Source organism: Telluria sp. BA11, from assembly GCF_056680305.1.
Genome location: NZ_CM155275.1, coordinates 5,023,093 through 5,040,128, shown reverse-complemented (window position 1 = coordinate 5,040,128; position 17,036 = coordinate 5,023,093). Strand labels below are relative to the sequence as shown.

The following is a 17,036-nucleotide window of genomic DNA, read 5'->3' as shown; positions in this document are numbered from 1 at the left end:
CTACGGGGCGATGCGGCGGGCCTCGTCGATTGCGACATCCTGCCAGAGCGCGTCGTCACCGGCGTGCTGCGCCGCCCACACGCGGTAGATGCCGGGCTCGATGGCAAAGCCCGGCGCGTCGCCACCCACCCGGTAGCGTGCAAGGATGCGCGGTTCGAGGTCGATCTCGACGCTGACGCGCTCTCCGGCCGCCAACGTCGTTTTGGTGAAGCCTGCCAGGCGCTTGACGAAGCCGTCGGCGCCGGGCTTGGCAATATAGATCTGCACCACGACCGCACCCCTACGCGCGCCGGTATTGGCCACCTCAACGCTCGCGGTGTAAATCCCATCCACACTGACGCGCAGACCGCTCAGTGCAAACGTCGTGTACGACAAGCCGAACCCGAACGGGAACAGCGGCTGATGCCCTTCACGCGTGAACCACCGATAGCCGACATCCGACCCTTCAAGATCGTAATCGAGCGGGATGATGCCGCCCTTGCGCGGCGTGGCCGGGTTGGACGTCGTGGTTTCCGGATCGATCTGTTCGGGGCGCGGCAACTGCGCCTCGCTGGCCGGGAACGTCACTGGCAACCGGCCCGAGGGATTGACGCGCCCGAACAGCACGCCCGCCACGGCCGGCCCGCCGCCCGATCCCGGGTACCAGGCCGCCAGGATCGCGGCCACGCTGTCGCGCCACGGCATCGTGACGGGGCCGCCCGACTGGATCACGACGATCGTCGCCGGGTTGACGCCGGCGATGGCCTCGATCAGCGCATCCTGGTCGTCGGGCAGTGCGAGGCCCACGGCGTCCAGGCCCTCCGAGCGCCACTCCTGCGCGAACACGATCACCGCATCGGCGTGGCGCGCGGCGTCCAGCACCTGTTGCCGATCGGTGCCGTCGACGAACACGACGTCGCCTGCGCCGCTTTCTTCTTTGATCGCGGTGACGAGCGACGACGGCTGAACGACCTTGGCCACGTCCATCCCCATGATGCTGGTGCCGGGCAGTTGCAGGCTGCCGATGGGCGTTACGGCCGATGAACCGCCGCCACACAGCACGCCATGGTCGGCATGCGCGCCGACGACCAGCACGCGGGCCAGGCGCTGCGGCAGCGGCAGCGTCGCGTTCCGGTTCGTGAGCAGCACGATGCCTTCCTCGGCCTGGCGCTGCGCGATCAGCTTGTGCTGGCTGAAGTCGATCGGCTGCGTGCGGCCCTCAAGCGGCGGCGCATCGAGCGCGCCGACGTCGATCAGGCTCGTGAGGATGCGCGTCACCATATCGTCGATGCGCGACTGCGGCACCTGGCCCTCGCGCACCGCATCGCGCAGGGCCTGGCCGAAGTAATGCGCATCGTCGAGATTGGCGCCCGATTGCACGTCGAGGCCTGCGAGTGCTGCCTTGACGGTTGAATGCGTGGCGCCCCAGTCCGACATGACCCAGCCGGCGTAACCCCATTCGTCCTTGAGGACCTGTTGCAGCAAAAAGGCGTTCTCGGACGCATAGTGACCATTGACCAGGTTATAGCCGGGCATGACGGCGCCCGGCTTGCCGATCTCGATGGCGATCTGGAACGCCAGCAGGTCGGATTCGCGCAGCGCCGCTTCGGCCAGGTTCGCGCTGACCATCACGCGCCCGGTTTCCTGACCGTTGGCGACGAAATGCTTGACGGTCGAGACGATGCGCTGGGCCTGGATGCCGGCGACCGAGTGGCCGGCCAGCACGCCGGTCAGAAGCGGATCCTCGCTGATGTATTCGAAATTGCGTCCGCCGCGCGGTTCGCGGATCAGGTTCGCGCCACCTGCAAGCTGCACATTGAAGCCCTTCGCCTGCGCTTCGCGTCCGACCAGGGCGCCGCTGTCGTGTGCCAGCTGGCGATTGAAGGTGGCGCCCAGCAGCAGCGAGCTGGGCATTCCCGTCGCATGGTCACCAGGGCGAACGCCGCCGATATTGCTGATCCCGAGACTGGCGTCGGCCTGCTGCATGGCAGGGATGCCCAGCCGTGGGATGCCCGGGTAGAACGCAGCCGAACCGATGGCGCCCTGCGCTTTGAGCTCGTCCGTCAGAGGAATGGCCATCGGGCCGGACAGCCAGGCGAACTTTTCGTCCTCCGTCATGCGCGCGACGAGATCCTGAGCGCGCTGACGGCTCGTGGTGGCAGTGGTCATTGGAACGGTCCCTTCATGATGGAGAGTAGCTGATCCGTCCAGTGTTCCAGATGCCATCCGCCGGGTCGGTTAAGCACATCGCAAAAAAGCCCGGCTGCTTGCGCAACCGGGCTTTTTCAATCAGGACCGAACAGGCGACGACTTACTGCGCGTCGGTATTCGTGCCCAGCTGCGACGGCGTGGCCGTTACCTTGGCCTTGGCCTTGACCTTCAGTGCTTCAACGTAATCGACCATCTGCTGCTGGCCCATCATGTTGCCGATCTGGTCGGCTTCCTGCTTGCGGCGCGCCGCGTCGAGCTGCGCCGGCTGCGAGACCTTGTTGATGCGATAGACGGCGTAACCCTGGCCCGGCACATCGACACCGACATACGCCGGCAGCTTGGTGGCGTCAGCCTTGAGTACGGCAATCGCACCGGGCTGGTTGATCGTCGGCTGCTTGGTGCGCGAGACGACCACTGGTGCGCCGAAACCGGTCGCATCGCCTGCCGCCTTGGCCGCAGCCAGCTTGGCTTCACCTGCCTGGCGTGCCAGGCGCACCGCTTCCTCGATCGTCACGCGCTGACGAATCTGCGCTTCGACCTCGGCCAGCGGACGTTTGGCTGCCGGACGCAGTTCAACCACGCGACCTGCCACGAGCACGCTTGGCGCGACTTCCACCGCTTCGGTATTGCGCTTGTTCTTCAGTGCGTCGTTGCTGAACAGGGCAGTCAGGAACTTGGCGTTGTTGAACGGTGCATCGCCCAGCGCCGGATTCGGCGTACGGGTCAGGTTGTCGACGGTCTGGATCTGCAGCTTGAGCTTGTCGGCCACCGGCTTCAGGCTGTCCGACTGGTCATACGCTGTCTCGGAAAACACGCCAGCCAGTTCGGTGTACTTGGCAGCCATCTTCTGCTTCTTGAGGTCGCCTGCAATCTGTTCACGGGCCGTGTCCAGCGACTTTTGCGTCGCCGGCTTGATCGAATTGAGCTTGATGATGTGCCAGCCGAATTCCGACTGCACCAGGCCGCTCGTTTCGCCTTCTTTCAACGCATAGATCGCGTCTTCGACCGACTTGACGAACAGACCCTTCTCGACCACACCCAGATCGCCGCCAGCCTGGGCCGAGCCCGGGTCTTGCGAATTGGCCTTGGCAATCGCGGCGAAATTGGCCGGCGCTGCGCGCACTTGTGCCAGCACGGCTTCCGCTTTCGTCTTGGCCGCGGCCTGGTCGGCTGGCTTGGCGTCCTTGGCCACCGTGATCAGGATGTGGCTGGCGCTGCGCTGCTCGGGCGTCGTGTAGTTCTTGAGGTTCTTGTTGTAGAAGTCGCTGATTTCGGCGTCCGACACCTGCACCTGGTTTTCGACGGTGGCAGCGTTAAAGACGACGTATTCGGCCTTGACCTGCTCCGGAATCTGGAACAGCGTCGCGTTCTTGTCGTAGTACGCCTTGACCATCGCGTCGGTAACCTTGACCTGCGGCAGGTAGGTCGCGATCGGGAACACGATCTCCTGCACTTCACGCTCCTGGTCGTTGATGTTCGACAGGCGCGTTGCGACGCTGCGCGGTGCAAAGGCGGTGGCCTGGATCGAACCGGTCAGTTGCTGCACGGTGAGGTCGCGGCGCAGGCGCTGGTCGAACATCGCCGGCGTCATGCCCTGCGCTGCCAGAGCAGCCTTGTAGCCTTCCATGTCGAAGCCACCGTCCGGCTGGCGGAACTGCTGGATCTCCATGATGGTCTTTTGCAGCGTTGCATCGCTGACGTTCATGTGCGAGCGGGCGATCTCGGTGCTGATGGCGCGTTCGCCAACCAGATTATTGAGGATCGTTTTCTTGGCTTCAGCGGTCTCGAACATCTTCTGGTCGAACTGGGCGCCCATCATCTGGCGTGCCTGGTCGATCTGGCGACGTTGCGCATCTTCCCATTCCTGGCGCGAGATCTTTTCGCCGCCAACGGTGGCGACGTGGGTCCCGGCATCATTACTCTGGTAACTCTCCATCCCGACAAACACGAACGATGGGACGATCAAAAGAAGCAGGATCCCGTACATCCAACGCTTGTTGTTCCGAATAAATTCAAACATGGTCAGCCATTCAAGGTTGAGAATGCAATAACAGCACAAGTTAAAAAAAAAGGCGAACTCGCGTTCGCCTCTTCTCATCATGAGGCGGCTCAGCGAGCCACCCCTATTTTACGCAATTCTGGCGGAGCGGACGGGACTCGCCTACATGCTGCAGGCCGCTGATTTCCCTACAGGGAAATCCCTTCTCGTCCAAGCCATGCTCCCCGCAGGGGGAGCATTCTTGCTACTATATTCTGGCGGAGCGGACGGGACTCGAACCCGCGACCCCCGGCGTGACAGGCCGGTATTCTAACCAACTGAACTACCGCTCCAGACATAATGTTTGTGCGTTTTTTGTGGCGGAGCGGACGGGGCTCGAACCCGCGACCCCCGGCGTGACAGGCCGGTATTCTAACCAACTGAACTACCGCTCCAGCAAAAAACACACCAACAAACATCAGGGACTACACAACCACCCCTGTTGCTTTCCTTCGCTTGTCACCGCGAAGAAGGCATTAGTTTACAGCATCTTTCAGCGCTTTACCAGCCTTAAATTTCGGGACGCGTGCAGCCTTGATTTTGATGGGCTCCTTGGTGCGCGGATCGCGGCCCGTGCGTGCGGCGCGCTCGCCGACCGTGAAGGTGCCAAAGCCGACCAGGGTCACGCTGTCGTTCTTTTTCAGGGTTTCGGTCACGGCGTCGATCACGGCGTCGAGGGCACGCGCTGCCGATGCCTTGGTAATGTCCGCGGACTTCGCGATTTCTTCGATCAGTTCTGACTTGTTCACTCGTTCCCTCGTTTCCCGTTCGTGACGCACACGCGCCGCTGCTGCAAAAGTGCAGGCCGTATTAAACAAGGGCAACATGACGCTGTCAAGCGAGGCCGCTTCAACGCAGGTTCATCTGTGGCATAAGATGCGCCATCCCGACGACGCAAAAAAAAGGCGCAGTCAACGTTAAATAGAGACTACCTTTGAACTGACGAGCACTCCAATGGTCCAACCCTGTCCCCAGCGTCAGGAGTCAATCATGAAAGCGCCACGTTTCAAGGGCTGGATAGCAAAACTGCCGTCACTGAATCAGCCGCAGCGCCGCCAAGTGCTTGATGCCCTGCATCCTGCAGCCGGGCTCGAACAGGTGGTCGCGCTCATCAGTGAGGTCAGAGCGCCACGCCGCTGCTGTCCCAGATGCGGTAACGAGCGTTGCTACCGGCACGGGTTCGCCAACGACTTGCAGCGCTACCGCTGCTGCGCCTGCGGCCGCACCTTTAACGACCTGACCGGCACGCCACTGGCGCGGCTCAGGCACAAAGCCAAATGGCTCGCGTATTCGCAGGTGCTGCTCGATTCATTCCCCGTGCGCAAGGCCGCAGATCATGTCGGGGTACACCGCAACACAGCCTTTCGATGGCGCCACCGCTTCCTGCACTGGGTCAAACTCGACCGGCCCGCGGCGCTCAACGGCATCGTCGAAGCTGACGAAACGTTCCTACTCAAGTCACAAAAAGGGTCGCGCACGCTCGATCGGCCAGCGCGCCGCCGCGGCGGCCACGCTGCCAAACGGGGCATTTCCGCTGAACTGGACTGCATCCTGGTCGCGCGCGATCGCGAGGGGCGCACGGGCGATGCCGTCACTGGCCGAGGAGCGCTCACCGCTGCGCAACTCGACCGTGACTTGCTGCCCAGGCTCGATCGACAGGCCTTGCTGGTTAGTGACAGCCACGCTGCCTACCGCGCCTTTGCACGCAAGCACAGGATCGCGCACGAGACGGTCAATTTGCGCGCCGGGGTGCGTGCGAGGCGGCCAGGCAACCTTGCCATCCATGTACAGAACGTGAATGCCTACCACCAGCGGTTCAAGACCTGGCTACAGGGCTTTCGGGGCGTGGCGTCACGCTATCTACCCAATTATCTGGGCTGGCGCTGGGCGCTGGATAGTGCGCGAATTTTTTCGCCAGAACAATTTTTTAGTATTGCTATCAGTGTCATCAACAGATAACGCTGACTGAGCCAAAAAAAACAGGCGCCACACGGGCGCCTGTTTCGGGAAGCTGCAAGCAGCTGGATACTATTTAGTGCTTGACCACTTCCGGCTTGGCTTCCACCGGCGCTGGCGCGACGGCCACCGCTGGATCTTCCACCAACGGCTGCGGCTGACGCTCCAGTGCAATCTCCAGCACTTTCTCGATCCAGCGCACCGGCACGATCTCGAGCTTGTTCTTGACGTTGTCCGGAATCTCGGCCAGGTCCTTCACATTCTGCTCGGGAATCAGCACCGTCTTGATGCCACCGCGATGCGCTGCCAGCAGTTTCTCTTTCAAACCACCGATCGGCAGGACTTCGCCGCGCAGCGTGATCTCGCCCGTCATCGCCACATCGGCGCGCACCGGGATGCCCGTGAAGGCCGAGACCAGCGCCGTCGTCATGCCGATACCGGCCGACGGACCATCCTTCGGCGTCGCGCCTTCCGGCACGTGGATGTGGATGTCGGCCTTCTCGAACGCCTCGTTCTTGATACCGAGACGCGCGGCGCGGCTGCGCACCACGGTGCGGGCGGCTTCAATCGATTCCTTCATCACGTCGCCCAGCGTACCGGTGCGGATGATGGCGCCCTTGCCCGGCACGTTGACGGCTTCGATCGTCAGCAGATCGCCACCGACTTCGGTCCAGGCCAGACCAACCACCTGGCCGACCTGGTTGTCTTTCTCGGCGACGCCAAAGTCATAGCGGCGCACGCCCAGGAACTTGTCCAGGTTCTTGCCGTTGACGATGACGCGCTTGTCGGCGCCCGTGCCCGGCTTTTTCAGCAGCAGCATCTTGACGACCTTGCGGCAGATCTTCGACACTTCGCGCTCGAGCGAACGTACGCCGGCTTCGCGGGTGTAGTAACGGATGATGTCGCGGATCGCGGTCTCTTCGACCTTGATTTCCTCTTCCTTCAAGCCGTTGTTCTTCAACTGCTTCGGCAACAGGTAGCGCAGCGCGATGCTGGTCTTTTCGTCTTCGGTGTAACCCGACAGGCGAATGACTTCCATACGGTCCAGCAGCGCCGGCGGAATGTTGTACGAGTTCGACGTCGCCACGAACATCACGTCCGACAGGTCGAAGTCCACTTCGAGATAGTGGTCCGAGAACGTGTGATTCTGTTCAGGGTCCAGCACCTCGAGCAGGGCCGACGATGGATCGCCACGGAAATCGGCGCCCATCTTGTCGATCTCGTCGAGCAGGAACAGCGGGTTGCGTACGCCGACCTTCGCCAGCGATTGCAGCACCTTGCCCGGCATCGAACCGATGTACGTGCGGCGGTGGCCACGGATCTCGGCTTCGTCACGCACGCCACCCAGGGCCATGCGCACGAACTTGCGGTTCGTCGCGCGGGCGATGGACTGGCCGAGCGACGTCTTGCCGACGCCCGGAGGACCGACGAAGCACAGGATCGGTGCTTTCAGCTTGTCGACGCGCTGTTGCACTGCGAGGTATTCCAGGATGCGTTCCTTGATCTTGTCCAGGCCATAGTGATCCTGTTCAAGGACGGCTTCGGCACTGGCCAGATCGATCGCGACCTTCGACTTCTTGCGCCATGGGAGCGACACCAGCGTATCGATGTAGTTGCGCACGACGGTGGCTTCGGCCGACATCGGCGACATCAGCTTGAGCTTGCGAATTTCGGCCTGGGCTTTTTCCATGGCTTCTTTCGGCATCTTGGCGGCGACGACTTTCTTTTCGAGTTCCTCGATGTCGGCGCCCTCTTCGCCCTCGCCCAGCTCTTTCTGAATTGCCTTGACCTGCTCGTTCAGGTAGTACTCGCGCTGCGACTTTTCCATCTGGCGCTTGACGCGGCCACGGATGCGCTTCTCGACTTGCAGGATGTCCAGTTCACCTTCCAGCTGGCCGAGCAGGTGCTCGAGGCGCTTGGCGACATTGAAGATCTCCAGGATCACTTGCTTCTGCTCGAGCTTGAGCGGCAGGTGCGCAGCGACGGTATCGGCCAGGCGGCCTGCGTCATCGATGCCGGCGAGCGACGCCAGGATTTCTGGTGGAATCTTTTTGTTGAGTTTGACGTACTGGTCGAACTGCTGGACGATCGCGCGGCGCATCGCCTCGACTTCGGAGTCGTCGCCGATTTCCGATTCGACCGGCGTCAGTTGCGCCGTGAAGTGCGTGGCGCCGTCGTTGATCGTATCGATACGGGCGCGCTGCGAACCCTCGACCAGGACCTTGACGGTGCCGTCCGGGAGTTTCAGCATCTGCAGAATATTGGCGACGCAGCCGATCTCGTAGATGTCTGCGGCGGACGGTTCGTCCTTGGCGGCGGCCTTCTGGGCGGCCAGCATGATGCTTTTGCCCTGCTCCATCGCGGCTTCCAGAGCCTTGATCGATTTAGGGCGGCCAACGAACAGAGGTATCACCATATGCGGGAACACAACCACATCGCGCAACGGCAGAAGTGGCAGCGTCGTTTGCTCGGTTAATTTCGAAGTTGTCATGGCATACCTTATAAAAAGCGTGTTCTGAACTTGGGCACTGGACAGCCAAAACACAAGACCGTCCGGCAAAAATATATTCTGTAAGTAAAAGAAAACCTACTTGTCAGAGCATATAGCCGTTCCAATAAAAGACTCTCGGAAAATGAAAAAGCCACCACACGGCGTACCGCGAGTGGCTTTTCGAATGAAGCCGGGCTCTTTTATTGAGATTGATTGTACCGAGTTGAATCCGTGCGGCAAGCAATTTGTCGCTCGCCGACGGATTTTTTTCAGTTTTCTCCCGACGCTTTTGCCGTTTCGCTGTAAATCAGCAAAGGTTTCGCGCCGTTCGTGATCGTATTTTCATCAATCACGACTTTCACGACATTCGACTGGCCTGGCAATTCATACATCACGTCAAGCAGCGCATGTTCGAGAATCGAACGCAGGCCACGTGCGCCGGTTTTACGGGCCAGTGCTTTCTTCGCAATTGCATGCAGCGCTGCCGGACGAATCTCCAGTTCGGCGCCTTCCATTTCCAGCAATTTCGAATATTGCTTGATCAACGCATTCTTTGGTTCGATCAGAATCTGGATCAGTGCTTCTTCGGTCAGTTCGGACAAGGCAGCTACCACCGGCAGACGGCCGACCAGCTCGGGAATCAGACCGAACTTGATCAGGTCTTCGGGTTCGGCTTCGAGCAGGATCTCGGCGTTGTAGCCGGAATCGAGGCTCTTGACCGTGGCGCCAAAGCCGATGCCGCTCTTGACGGAACGGTTCTGAATCACCTTGGCCAGGCCATCGAACGCACCGCCGCAGATGAACATGATGTTGGTCGTGTCGATCTGGACGAAGTCCTGGTTCGGGTGCTTGCGCCCGCCCTGCGGCGGCACCGATGCCATCGTGCCTTCGATCAGCTTGAGCAGCGCCTGCTGCACGCCTTCGCCCGACACGTCACGGGTGATCGACGGGTTGTCGGACTTGCGCGAGATCTTGTCGATCTCGTCGATGTAGACGATGCCGCGCTGGGCCTTTTCAACCTCGTAGTTGCAGCTCTGCAGCAGCTTCTGGATGATGTTCTCGACGTCTTCGCCGACGTAGCCGGCTTCGGTCAGCGTGGTCGCATCGGCGATCACGAACGGCACGTTCAGCATGCGTGCGAGCGTCTGCGCCAGCAGCGTCTTGCCGGAGCCGGTAGGACCGACCAGCAGGATGTTGCTCTTGGCCAGTTCGACTTCGTCTTTCTTGCCCAGGTGCTTGAGGCGCTTGTAGTGGTTGTACACCGCCACCGACAGGATGCGCTTGGCCGTTTGCTGACCGATCACATACTGGTCGAGCAGTTCGGTGATTTCAAGGGGCGTCGGCAGGTCGGACTTGGCGCCCGTGACCGTTTCGACGTTCGAGGTTTCATCGCGGATGATGTCGTTGCACAAGTCGATGCATTCATCGCAGATGAACACCGACGGTCCTGCGATCAGCTTCTTGACTTCGTGCTGGCTCTTTCCACAGAACGAGCAGTACAACAGTTTTTCGCCGCTGGAGGATTTTTTCTCTGACATGGGGGCAGGACTCTATTGAATTGCTATGAATATAACGCTTAACCGGAAACGCAACAAGGGCGAATCCAAGGGCGCAACTGGTGCGCATGCGAACATGCTACCCGAAATAAAAAACAAACGCCCGAACGTGTTCGCGTCCGGGCGTTTTTTTCCAACATCACGCTGGATGCTCGGGCAATTTCTTAACCGCGGTGCGTGAGGACCTTGTCGATCAGCCCATATTCGACCGACTCTTCGGCCGACATGAAGCGGTCACGGTCGGTGTCACGGTGGATCTGTTCGATGCTCTGGCCGGTGTTATCGGACATGATGCGGGCCAGACGCTCGCGCAGGTACAGGATTTCCTTGGCCTGGATTTCGATATCCGAGGCCATGCCTTGCGAGCCGCCCGATGGCTGGTGAATCATGACGCGCGAGTTCGGCAACGAGAAACGCTTGCCCTTGGCGCCGGCTGCCAGCAGGAAGGCGCCCATCGAGGCCGCCAGACCCGTGCACAGCGTCGAGACATCGGGCTTGATGAAGTTCATCGTGTCGAGGATCGCGAGGCCGGCCGAGACCGAGCCACCCGGCGAGTTGATGTAGAGCGAGATATCCTTGTCAGGATTTTCGCTTTCCAGGAACAGCATCTGGGCGACGATCAGGTTGGCCATCTGGTCGTTGACGGGACCGACCAGGAAAATCACGCGTTCTTTCAAGAGGCGCGAGTAAATGTCGTAGGCGCGTTCGCCGCGACCACTTTGCTCGACGACCATCGGCACCAAGCCGAGTGCCTGTGTATCCAGTGCTGGATTGTGCATCATACCTGTCTCGTTCCTTGTTAGGGGTTGGTCAAATGGGCCATTGAAAAAAGCCGGCCTCGAGGGGCCGGCCTGCTTTTCTTAAGCCTGTGGGACGCTGCCCATCAGTTCATCGAAAGCGACGGTCTTGTTCGAGACCTTGGCCTTGCCAAGTACGTAGTTGACGACGTTTTCTTCCAATACAAGGGCTTCGACTTCGCCCAGACGACGACGATCGCTGAAGTAGTACTTCAGGACTTCTTTCGGATCTTCGTAGCTTTGCGAGAAATCTTCGATCTGGGCTTTCACCTGATCTTGCGTGGCTTGCAGATCGTTGTCAGCAACCAGTTGCGACAGGATCAGACCCAGGCGCACGCGGCGCTCGGCCTTGTCCTTGAACATCTCGGACGGGAATGGCAGCTTGGCCACGTCCATGCCGCGCTGTGCCATGTCCTGGCGGGTCATTTCGGCCAGACGCTCGGAATCCTGCTCGACCATCACGGTCGGCACGTCCAGTTCGGTGGCCTTGACCAGTGCATCCATCACGGCTTCCTTGTTGCGAGCCTTGACGCGGGCGCGCACTTCGCGCTCCAGGTTCACCTTGATGTCTTCACGCATTTTCTCGATCGAGCCGTCTTCGATTCCCAGCGACTGGGCAAATTCGGTGTCGACTGCAGGCATGTGCGCCCACTCGAGAGCCTTCAGGGTGATGGTGAACTCGGCGGTTTTACCGGCGACGTCCTTGCCATGGTAGTCCTCTGGGAACGCCAGTGGGAAGGTCTTGGCTTCGCCGACCTTCAGGCCGATCGTTGCGGCTTCGAACTCAGGCAGCATGCGGCCTTCGCCCAGCACGAACGCGTAATCTTCAGCCTTGCCGCCGTCGAATTCGACGCCGTCCAGCGTGCCGACGAAGTCGACGGTGACGCGGTCGCCTTCAGCTGCGACTGGCTCGCCGCCGGTGCCGTGTTCGCCCTCTTCGCCCTTGGTGTGGTAGTGCACGCGCTGCTTGCGCAGGATGTCGATGGTCTTGTCGATTTCGGTGTCGGACACTTCGGTCACGACGGTTTCGACTTCAACGGCTGCCAGGTCGCCAATGACGACTTCAGGATAGACTTCGAAGGTGGCGTTGAATTCGAGGACGCCTTCAGGGGCGTCGTCTTTTGGCTCGATTTTCGGGAAACCGGCAACGCGCAGTTCGTTGGCGACAGCGGCTTCGTTGAATGCGCGGCCAACTTTGTCGTTGAGCACGTCCGATTCGATCTGGTAGCCGTACTGGGCAGCGACCATCTTGAGCGGCACTTTGCCCGGACGGAAGCCAGGCGCCTTGGCGGTCTTGGCCTGCTGTTTCAGGCGCTTCTCGACTTCAGTGCGGACGTCAGCGACCGGAAAAGAGATCGTCAAGCGACGTTCGAGTTTACCCAGGGTTTCGACTGCAGTTGCCATTGTAAAAATCGTCCAAAAAAATAATTATTCGTGGTGCGAGGAGGGGGACTCGAACCCCCACACCATTGCTGGCGTCAGGACCTAAACCTGGTGCGTCTACCAATTTCGCCATCCTCGCTCAGGATTGCAATATCGCCTCAAAAACAAAGGGCGCCCGACAGTAGAACCCGGCCGCCCTGCACTCCATTGTTTAGGGGCTACAACTTCAATCGATTATTTTACTGGAATTTCTGACACTATTGGGCATCATTTTTTCCAGTGCGGGGGTGGATGCATTCATTTGCCGCCCGCCCCTGCCGGCTTTTTGACGCGGAACCACGCCGCATACAAGGCCGGCAGGAATAACAGCGTCAATGCCGTCGCCACCATCAGGCCGCCCATGATGGCCACCGCCATCGGGCCCCAGAACGTCGAGCGCGACAACGGGATCATCGCCAGCGCCGCCGCGGCGGCCGTCAGCAGGATCGGCCGGCAGCGGCGCACGGCCGCTTCGATGATCGCATCCCATGGATGGCTGCCGGTGGCAATGTCCTGCTCAATCTGGTCGACCAGGATCACCGAATTGCGGATGATCATGCCGAACAGCGCGATCACGCCCAGATTCGCGACAAAGCCGAAGGGCCGGTCGAGGATCAGCAGCGCCATCGCGGCGCCCGCCACGCCCAGCGGGCCGGTCAGAAACACCAGCAGCGAACGCGAGAAGCTGTGCAATTGCAGCATCAGCAGCACAAACACGATGAACAGCACCAGCGGCACATTGGCTGCGATGGAGGCCTCGGCTTCGGAGCTGTCGGCGGCGGCGCCTTCGATTGTCAGGGCGTAGCCGGCCGGCAGCCTGGCACGCAGCGCGCCCAACTGCTTGTCGACTTGCGCGGTCACGGTCGGCCCCTGGATACCGTCGACCACGTCAGCCTGGACCATGATGGCCCACTCGCGGCCTTCACGCCAGACGACGCCCGGCTCCCAGACGAAGCGCACGCGCGCCACCTGGCCGATCGTCACGGCCTGCCCGCTGGCGGTGGGCACCAGCGTTTCGGACAGGCGCGTGATGGTCGAGCGCTCTTCCAGTGGCTGGCGCACGACCATGTCGATCAGGCGGTTCGATTCACGGAACTGGCCGACCGCCGTGCCGGTGAGCGTCGTGTTGACCGCGCGCCGCACGGCCTGCGACGTCACGCCCAGTGCGCGCAGCTTGTCCTGGTCGAGGTCGAGGCGCAGCACCTTGATCGATTCGTTCCAGTTATCGTTCACGCCCAGCGTGTTCGGATTGGCCAGCAGCGTCGCCCTGACCTGGTCGGCGATCCCGCGCACGACGCCGATGTCCGGCCCCAGCACCTGGAACTGCACGGGGTACGGAACCGGCGGGCCATTGGCCAGCAGCCTGACGCGCCCGCGCACTTCGGGGAAATCGTGCTTGAAGATATCGACAATCTTCAGGCGCAGCGCGTCGCGCGCCTTGGTATCGACCGGCAGCACGACCACCTGCGAGACGTTCGACTGCGGGAAGATCTGGTCCAGCGGCAGATAGAAACGCGGGCTGCCGGTGCCGACATAGCTCGTCACGCTGCGCACGCCCTGCTGCTGCGCCAGAAACGCTTCGAAGCGCTTGACGTTCGCCTCGTTGGCGGCAAAGCTCGTGCCCTCGGGCGACCAGAGTTCGACCATCAGCTCGGGCCGGCTCGAATCCGGGAAGAACTGCTTCTCGATGAATTTGAAGCCGAAGATACCCAGCGCGAACACGGCGAGCGTCAGCGCGATGGTGGTCTTGCGCCATTCGACGCACCAGGTCACGATGCGCCGGAAACGCCGGTAGGCCGGGGAATCGAAGACGTCGTGGCCACTGTCGCCATGGGCGTGCGGCTTGACCTTCAGCAGCATGAAGCCGATATAGGGCGTGAACATCACCGCCACCACCCAGGAGATCAGCAGCGCCAGTCCATTGACCGAGAACATCGTGAACGTGTACTCGCCGGCGGCCGATTCGGCCAGGCCGATCGGGAGGAAGCCCGCCGCCGTGATCAGGGTACCGGTCAACATCGGCATGGCCGTCGATGTGTAGGCGAAGGTGGCGGCCTCGAAGCGCGACATGCCCTCTTCCATTTTGCGCACCATCATTTCGACGGCAATAATGGCGTCGTCCACCAGCAGGCCCAGCGCGATGATCAGCGCGCCCAGCGAAATCTTGTGCAGAGAGATGTCGAGCATGCGCATGGCCAGGAACGTGATGGCCAGCACCAGCGGGATCGACAGCGCCACCACCAGGCCCGGATAGATATCAATGCGCCATTTAGGCTTCGTGTGCAGACCGAGGGCCAGGAACGACACGACCAGCACGATCACGACCGCCTCGATCAGCACCTTGACGAACTCGCCGACCGATTCCTTGACGGCCTGCGGCTGGTCGGCCACCCGTTCGAGCTCGATCCCGACCGGCAACTGCGCGCGGATGCGGGTCACCGTGTCGGCCAGCCCCTTGCCCATTGTGATGATATTGCCGCCCTTTTCCATCGACACGCCCAGGCCGATGACTTCCTTGCCATTGAAGCGCATCTTGTCGGCCGGCGGATCCTGGTAGCCACGCTTGACGGTCGCGAAGTCGCCGAGGCGGAACGTGGTGCCGCCCGCGCGCAGCTGCAGCGCCTCGATCTGGTCGAGCGTGCCGAGCGCACCCGTCACCCGCACCGACAGGTTGTCCGTGGGCGTGACCAGCACGCCGCTGGCCTCGACTGCGTTCTGCGTGGCGATCTGGTTCACGATCTGCTCGAACGGCACCCCGAGCTGGGCGAATTTCTTGCTGGAGAACTCGATATACACTTTTTCGTTCTGCACGCCGAACTGCTCGACCTTGGCCACCAGCGGCACGCGCAGCAGTTGCTGGCGCACGAAGTCGGCGTAGTCGCGCATTTCGCCGTACGTGAAGCCGTCGCCCGACAACGCGAAGATCGAGCCGTACGTGTCGCCGAATTCGTCGTTGAAGAACGGGCCGATGACGCCCTGCGGCAGCGTGGCGGTGATGTCGCCGATTTTCTTGCGCACCTGATACCACGCGGCGCTGGTCTCTTTTGGCGGCGTCGATTCACGCAGCTCGATCAGGATCGTGGTTTCACCCGGCTTGGAGAAACTGCGGATCGTGTTGACGTAGGGTGTTTCCTGCAGCTTGCGCTCGAGCGGATCGGTGACCTGCTCGGCCATCTGCAGCGCCGTGGCGCCCGGCCACACGGCGCGCACGACCATCGCGCGGAAAGTGAATGGCGGGTCTTCGTCCTGGCCCAGTTCGAAGTAGCTCAGGATGCCGAACAGCAGGCAGGCGGCGATCAAAAAGCGCGTGAGCGGGATGTGCTCCAGCGCCCAGCGCGACAGGTTGAAGCCCTTCATCGTGCGGCCCCGCCGTTGGCCGTCATGGCCGCTTCAGCGTCCGCCCGGCGCGCGACATCGGCGGTGAGGACGCGCACCTTCTGGCCCGGCTTGAGCAGGTTCACGCCGGCCGTGACCACGTTCTGGCCGGCGCGCACGGCGCCGGATACCAGCACGTCGTTCTCGACCTGGCCGGCCACCTGCACCGGCACGAGCTTGACGGCGCCGTTTTCGACGACCCAGACGCTGCTCGCGCCCTTGTTGTTGACCAGCGCGCTCAACGGCACACGCAGGCCGCCGGTGGTGGCCGCGCCCGTGGCCAGTTCCACCGTCGCGCTCATCCCCAGGCGCGCATCGGCGCGGGCGGGCAGCGCGACTTTCACGGTGTAGGTGCGGGTCGCCGCATCGGCCATCGGCGCAATTTCGCGGATCTTGCCCGGGATGGTCTGCTCTGCATCGGCCCACAGGCGCACGACCACGTCGGCCGACTGGCGCAATTCGTCCACCTTGTTTTCGGGGATGCCGATGACGACTTCCTTCTCCGCAGTTCGGGCGACGCGCACCACCGGCGTGCCAGCCTGAACGACCTGCCCCACTTCGGCATCAATGGCCGTGACGACGCCATCGACGTCGGCAACCAGGGTCGTGTAATCGGCCTGGTTCGACTGGCCGCGCAAGCCGGCGCGCGCTGCATCGACATTGGCCTGGGCGGCCTTGAGCGCGCTTTGCTTGGCGTCGAGGACGGCCTGGCTGACGAAATTCTGGGAGCGCAGATTGACATGCCGCTGGTAGTCGGCAGCGGCAAGTTCGCGCTCGGTGTCGGCAGCGCGCAGCGTGGCGCGGGCCTGGGTTTCGGCCAGCCTGATGTCTTGCGGGTCGAGCCGCATCAGCACCGTGCCGCGCTTGACCGTCGCGCCCACGTCCACCTTGCGTTCGATGATCTTGCCGCCCACCCGAAAGCCCAGTTGCGACTCGTAGCGTGGCCGCACGTCGCCCGAAAACTGGGACCGCTCGGCGCCCGCATCTGCCACCAGCTGGATCACCCGCACCGGACGGATATCCTCAGTCGGCGGCGCGGGCTTGGAGCATGCAGCCAGGGCGCCGGCGGCGCAGAAGGCGAGCACGGCCGCCCGCAGGATTGGGGAAGAAAATCGGACAAACACGGTGGTGATCCTTTGACTGGGCATGCGGCGTCTCAAGCCGAAGCTGGCGGCGCGTGGAGTGCTGCGCTGGCGCCAGTTTGTAATTCA

General features: G+C 61.8%; 10 protein-coding genes and 3 tRNA genes. 1 reads left to right on the top strand and 12 read right to left on the bottom strand.

Annotated features, from left to right (window positions below):
* From AC1MGT_RS22300 to AC1MGT_RS22280, 5 genes are all read right to left on the bottom strand, one after another.
* Nucleotides 1-2,148, bottom strand: coding sequence for a beta-glucosidase (locus AC1MGT_RS22300; protein WP_499502149.1), 2,148 nt, complete (start codon nucleotides 2,146-2,148; stop codon nucleotides 1-3).
* A gap of 142 nt (nucleotides 2,149-2,290) precedes the next feature.
* Nucleotides 2,291-4,210 (bottom strand): SurA N-terminal domain-containing protein, encoded by a 1,920-nt coding sequence (locus tag AC1MGT_RS22295; RefSeq protein ID WP_499502148.1) that lies wholly within the window; start codon nucleotides 4,208-4,210, stop codon nucleotides 2,291-2,293.
* A gap of 234 nt (nucleotides 4,211-4,444) precedes the next feature.
* Nucleotides 4,445-4,521, bottom strand: a tRNA-Asp gene (locus AC1MGT_RS22290).
* Nucleotides 4,522-4,546: 25 nt separating this feature from the next.
* A tRNA-Asp gene (locus AC1MGT_RS22285) sits at nucleotides 4,547-4,623 on the bottom strand.
* A gap of 81 nt (nucleotides 4,624-4,704) precedes the next feature.
* Nucleotides 4,705-4,977 (bottom strand): HU family DNA-binding protein, encoded by a 273-nt coding sequence (locus AC1MGT_RS22280; protein ID WP_499504351.1) that lies wholly within the window; start codon nucleotides 4,975-4,977, stop codon nucleotides 4,705-4,707.
* Nucleotides 4,978-5,218: 241 nt separating this feature from the next.
* Here AC1MGT_RS22280 and AC1MGT_RS22275 point away from each other — a divergent pair, with 241 nt between their 5' ends.
* On the top strand, nucleotides 5,219-6,187 hold the full coding sequence (locus AC1MGT_RS22275) for an IS1595 family transposase (protein WP_499502147.1): 969 nt from the start codon (nucleotides 5,219-5,221) through the stop codon (nucleotides 6,185-6,187).
* 73 nt (nucleotides 6,188-6,260) lie between these two features.
* On the opposite strand, the gene lon is transcribed toward AC1MGT_RS22275, so the two are convergent.
* The 7 genes from lon to AC1MGT_RS22240 all read right to left on the bottom strand — a co-directional run bounded on the left by lon (nucleotide 6,261) and on the right by AC1MGT_RS22240 (nucleotide 16,973).
* Nucleotides 6,261-8,675 (bottom strand): endopeptidase La, encoded by a 2,415-nt coding sequence (lon, locus tag AC1MGT_RS22270; protein ID WP_183552144.1) that lies wholly within the window; start codon nucleotides 8,673-8,675, stop codon nucleotides 6,261-6,263.
* Between the two features lie 269 nt (nucleotides 8,676-8,944).
* Complete coding sequence (clpX, locus tag AC1MGT_RS22265; RefSeq protein ID WP_183552143.1) at nucleotides 8,945-10,213, bottom strand: ATP-dependent Clp protease ATP-binding subunit ClpX; 1,269 nt, start codon at nucleotides 10,211-10,213, stop codon at nucleotides 8,945-8,947.
* Nucleotides 10,214-10,395: 182 nt separating this feature from the next.
* Nucleotides 10,396-11,013, bottom strand: a complete 618-nt coding sequence (gene clpP / locus AC1MGT_RS22260) for an ATP-dependent Clp endopeptidase proteolytic subunit ClpP (RefSeq protein WP_307732379.1) — start codon at nucleotides 11,011-11,013, stop codon at nucleotides 10,396-10,398.
* A gap of 78 nt (nucleotides 11,014-11,091) precedes the next feature.
* Nucleotides 11,092-12,432 carry a trigger factor gene (gene tig, locus AC1MGT_RS22255; protein WP_499502146.1) on the bottom strand — a complete coding sequence of 447 codons (1,341 nt, stop codon included), beginning with the start codon at nucleotides 12,430-12,432 and terminating at the stop codon, nucleotides 11,092-11,094.
* 31 nt (nucleotides 12,433-12,463) lie between these two features.
* Nucleotides 12,464-12,550 (bottom strand) — tRNA-Leu (locus AC1MGT_RS22250).
* A gap of 158 nt (nucleotides 12,551-12,708) precedes the next feature.
* Complete coding sequence (locus AC1MGT_RS22245; RefSeq protein WP_499502145.1) at nucleotides 12,709-15,807, bottom strand: efflux RND transporter permease subunit; 3,099 nt, start codon at nucleotides 15,805-15,807, stop codon at nucleotides 12,709-12,711.
* The gene (locus AC1MGT_RS22240) at nucleotides 15,804-16,973 is read right to left on the bottom strand and encodes an efflux RND transporter periplasmic adaptor subunit (protein ID WP_499502144.1); all 1,170 of its coding nucleotides are present in this window, start codon (nucleotides 16,971-16,973) and stop codon (nucleotides 15,804-15,806) included. Before AC1MGT_RS22240 ends, AC1MGT_RS22245 begins: the two co-directional genes overlap by 4 nt.
* Between the last annotated feature and the right edge of the window lie 63 nt (nucleotides 16,974-17,036).

Bases quoted from the DNA above. Each gene is read 5' to 3' on its own strand.
- AC1MGT_RS22300 (WP_499502149.1), bottom strand. From the start codon at position 2,148: ATGACCACTGCCACCACGAGCCGTCAGCGCGCTCAGGATCTCGTCGCG.
- lon (WP_183552144.1), bottom strand. From the start codon at position 8,675: ATGACAACTTCGAAATTAACCGAGCAAACGACGCTGCCACTTCTGCCG.
- clpX (WP_183552143.1), bottom strand. From the start codon at position 10,213: ATGTCAGAGAAAAAATCCTCCAGCGGCGAAAAACTGTTGTACTGCTCG.
- tig (WP_499502146.1), bottom strand. From the start codon at position 12,432: ATGGCAACTGCAGTCGAAACCCTGGGTAAACTCGAACGTCGCTTGACG.
- AC1MGT_RS22275 (WP_499502147.1), top strand. From the start codon at position 5,219: ATGAAAGCGCCACGTTTCAAGGGCTGGATAGCAAAACTGCCGTCACTG.
- clpP (WP_307732379.1), bottom strand. From the start codon at position 11,013: ATGATGCACAATCCAGCACTGGATACACAGGCACTCGGCTTGGTGCCG.
- AC1MGT_RS22245 (WP_499502145.1), bottom strand. From the start codon at position 15,807: ATGAAGGGCTTCAACCTGTCGCGCTGGGCGCTGGAGCACATCCCGCTC.
- AC1MGT_RS22240 (WP_499502144.1), bottom strand. From the start codon at position 16,973: ATGCCCAGTCAAAGGATCACCACCGTGTTTGTCCGATTTTCTTCCCCA.
- AC1MGT_RS22295 (WP_499502148.1), bottom strand. From the start codon at position 4,210: ATGTTTGAATTTATTCGGAACAACAAGCGTTGGATGTACGGGATCCTG.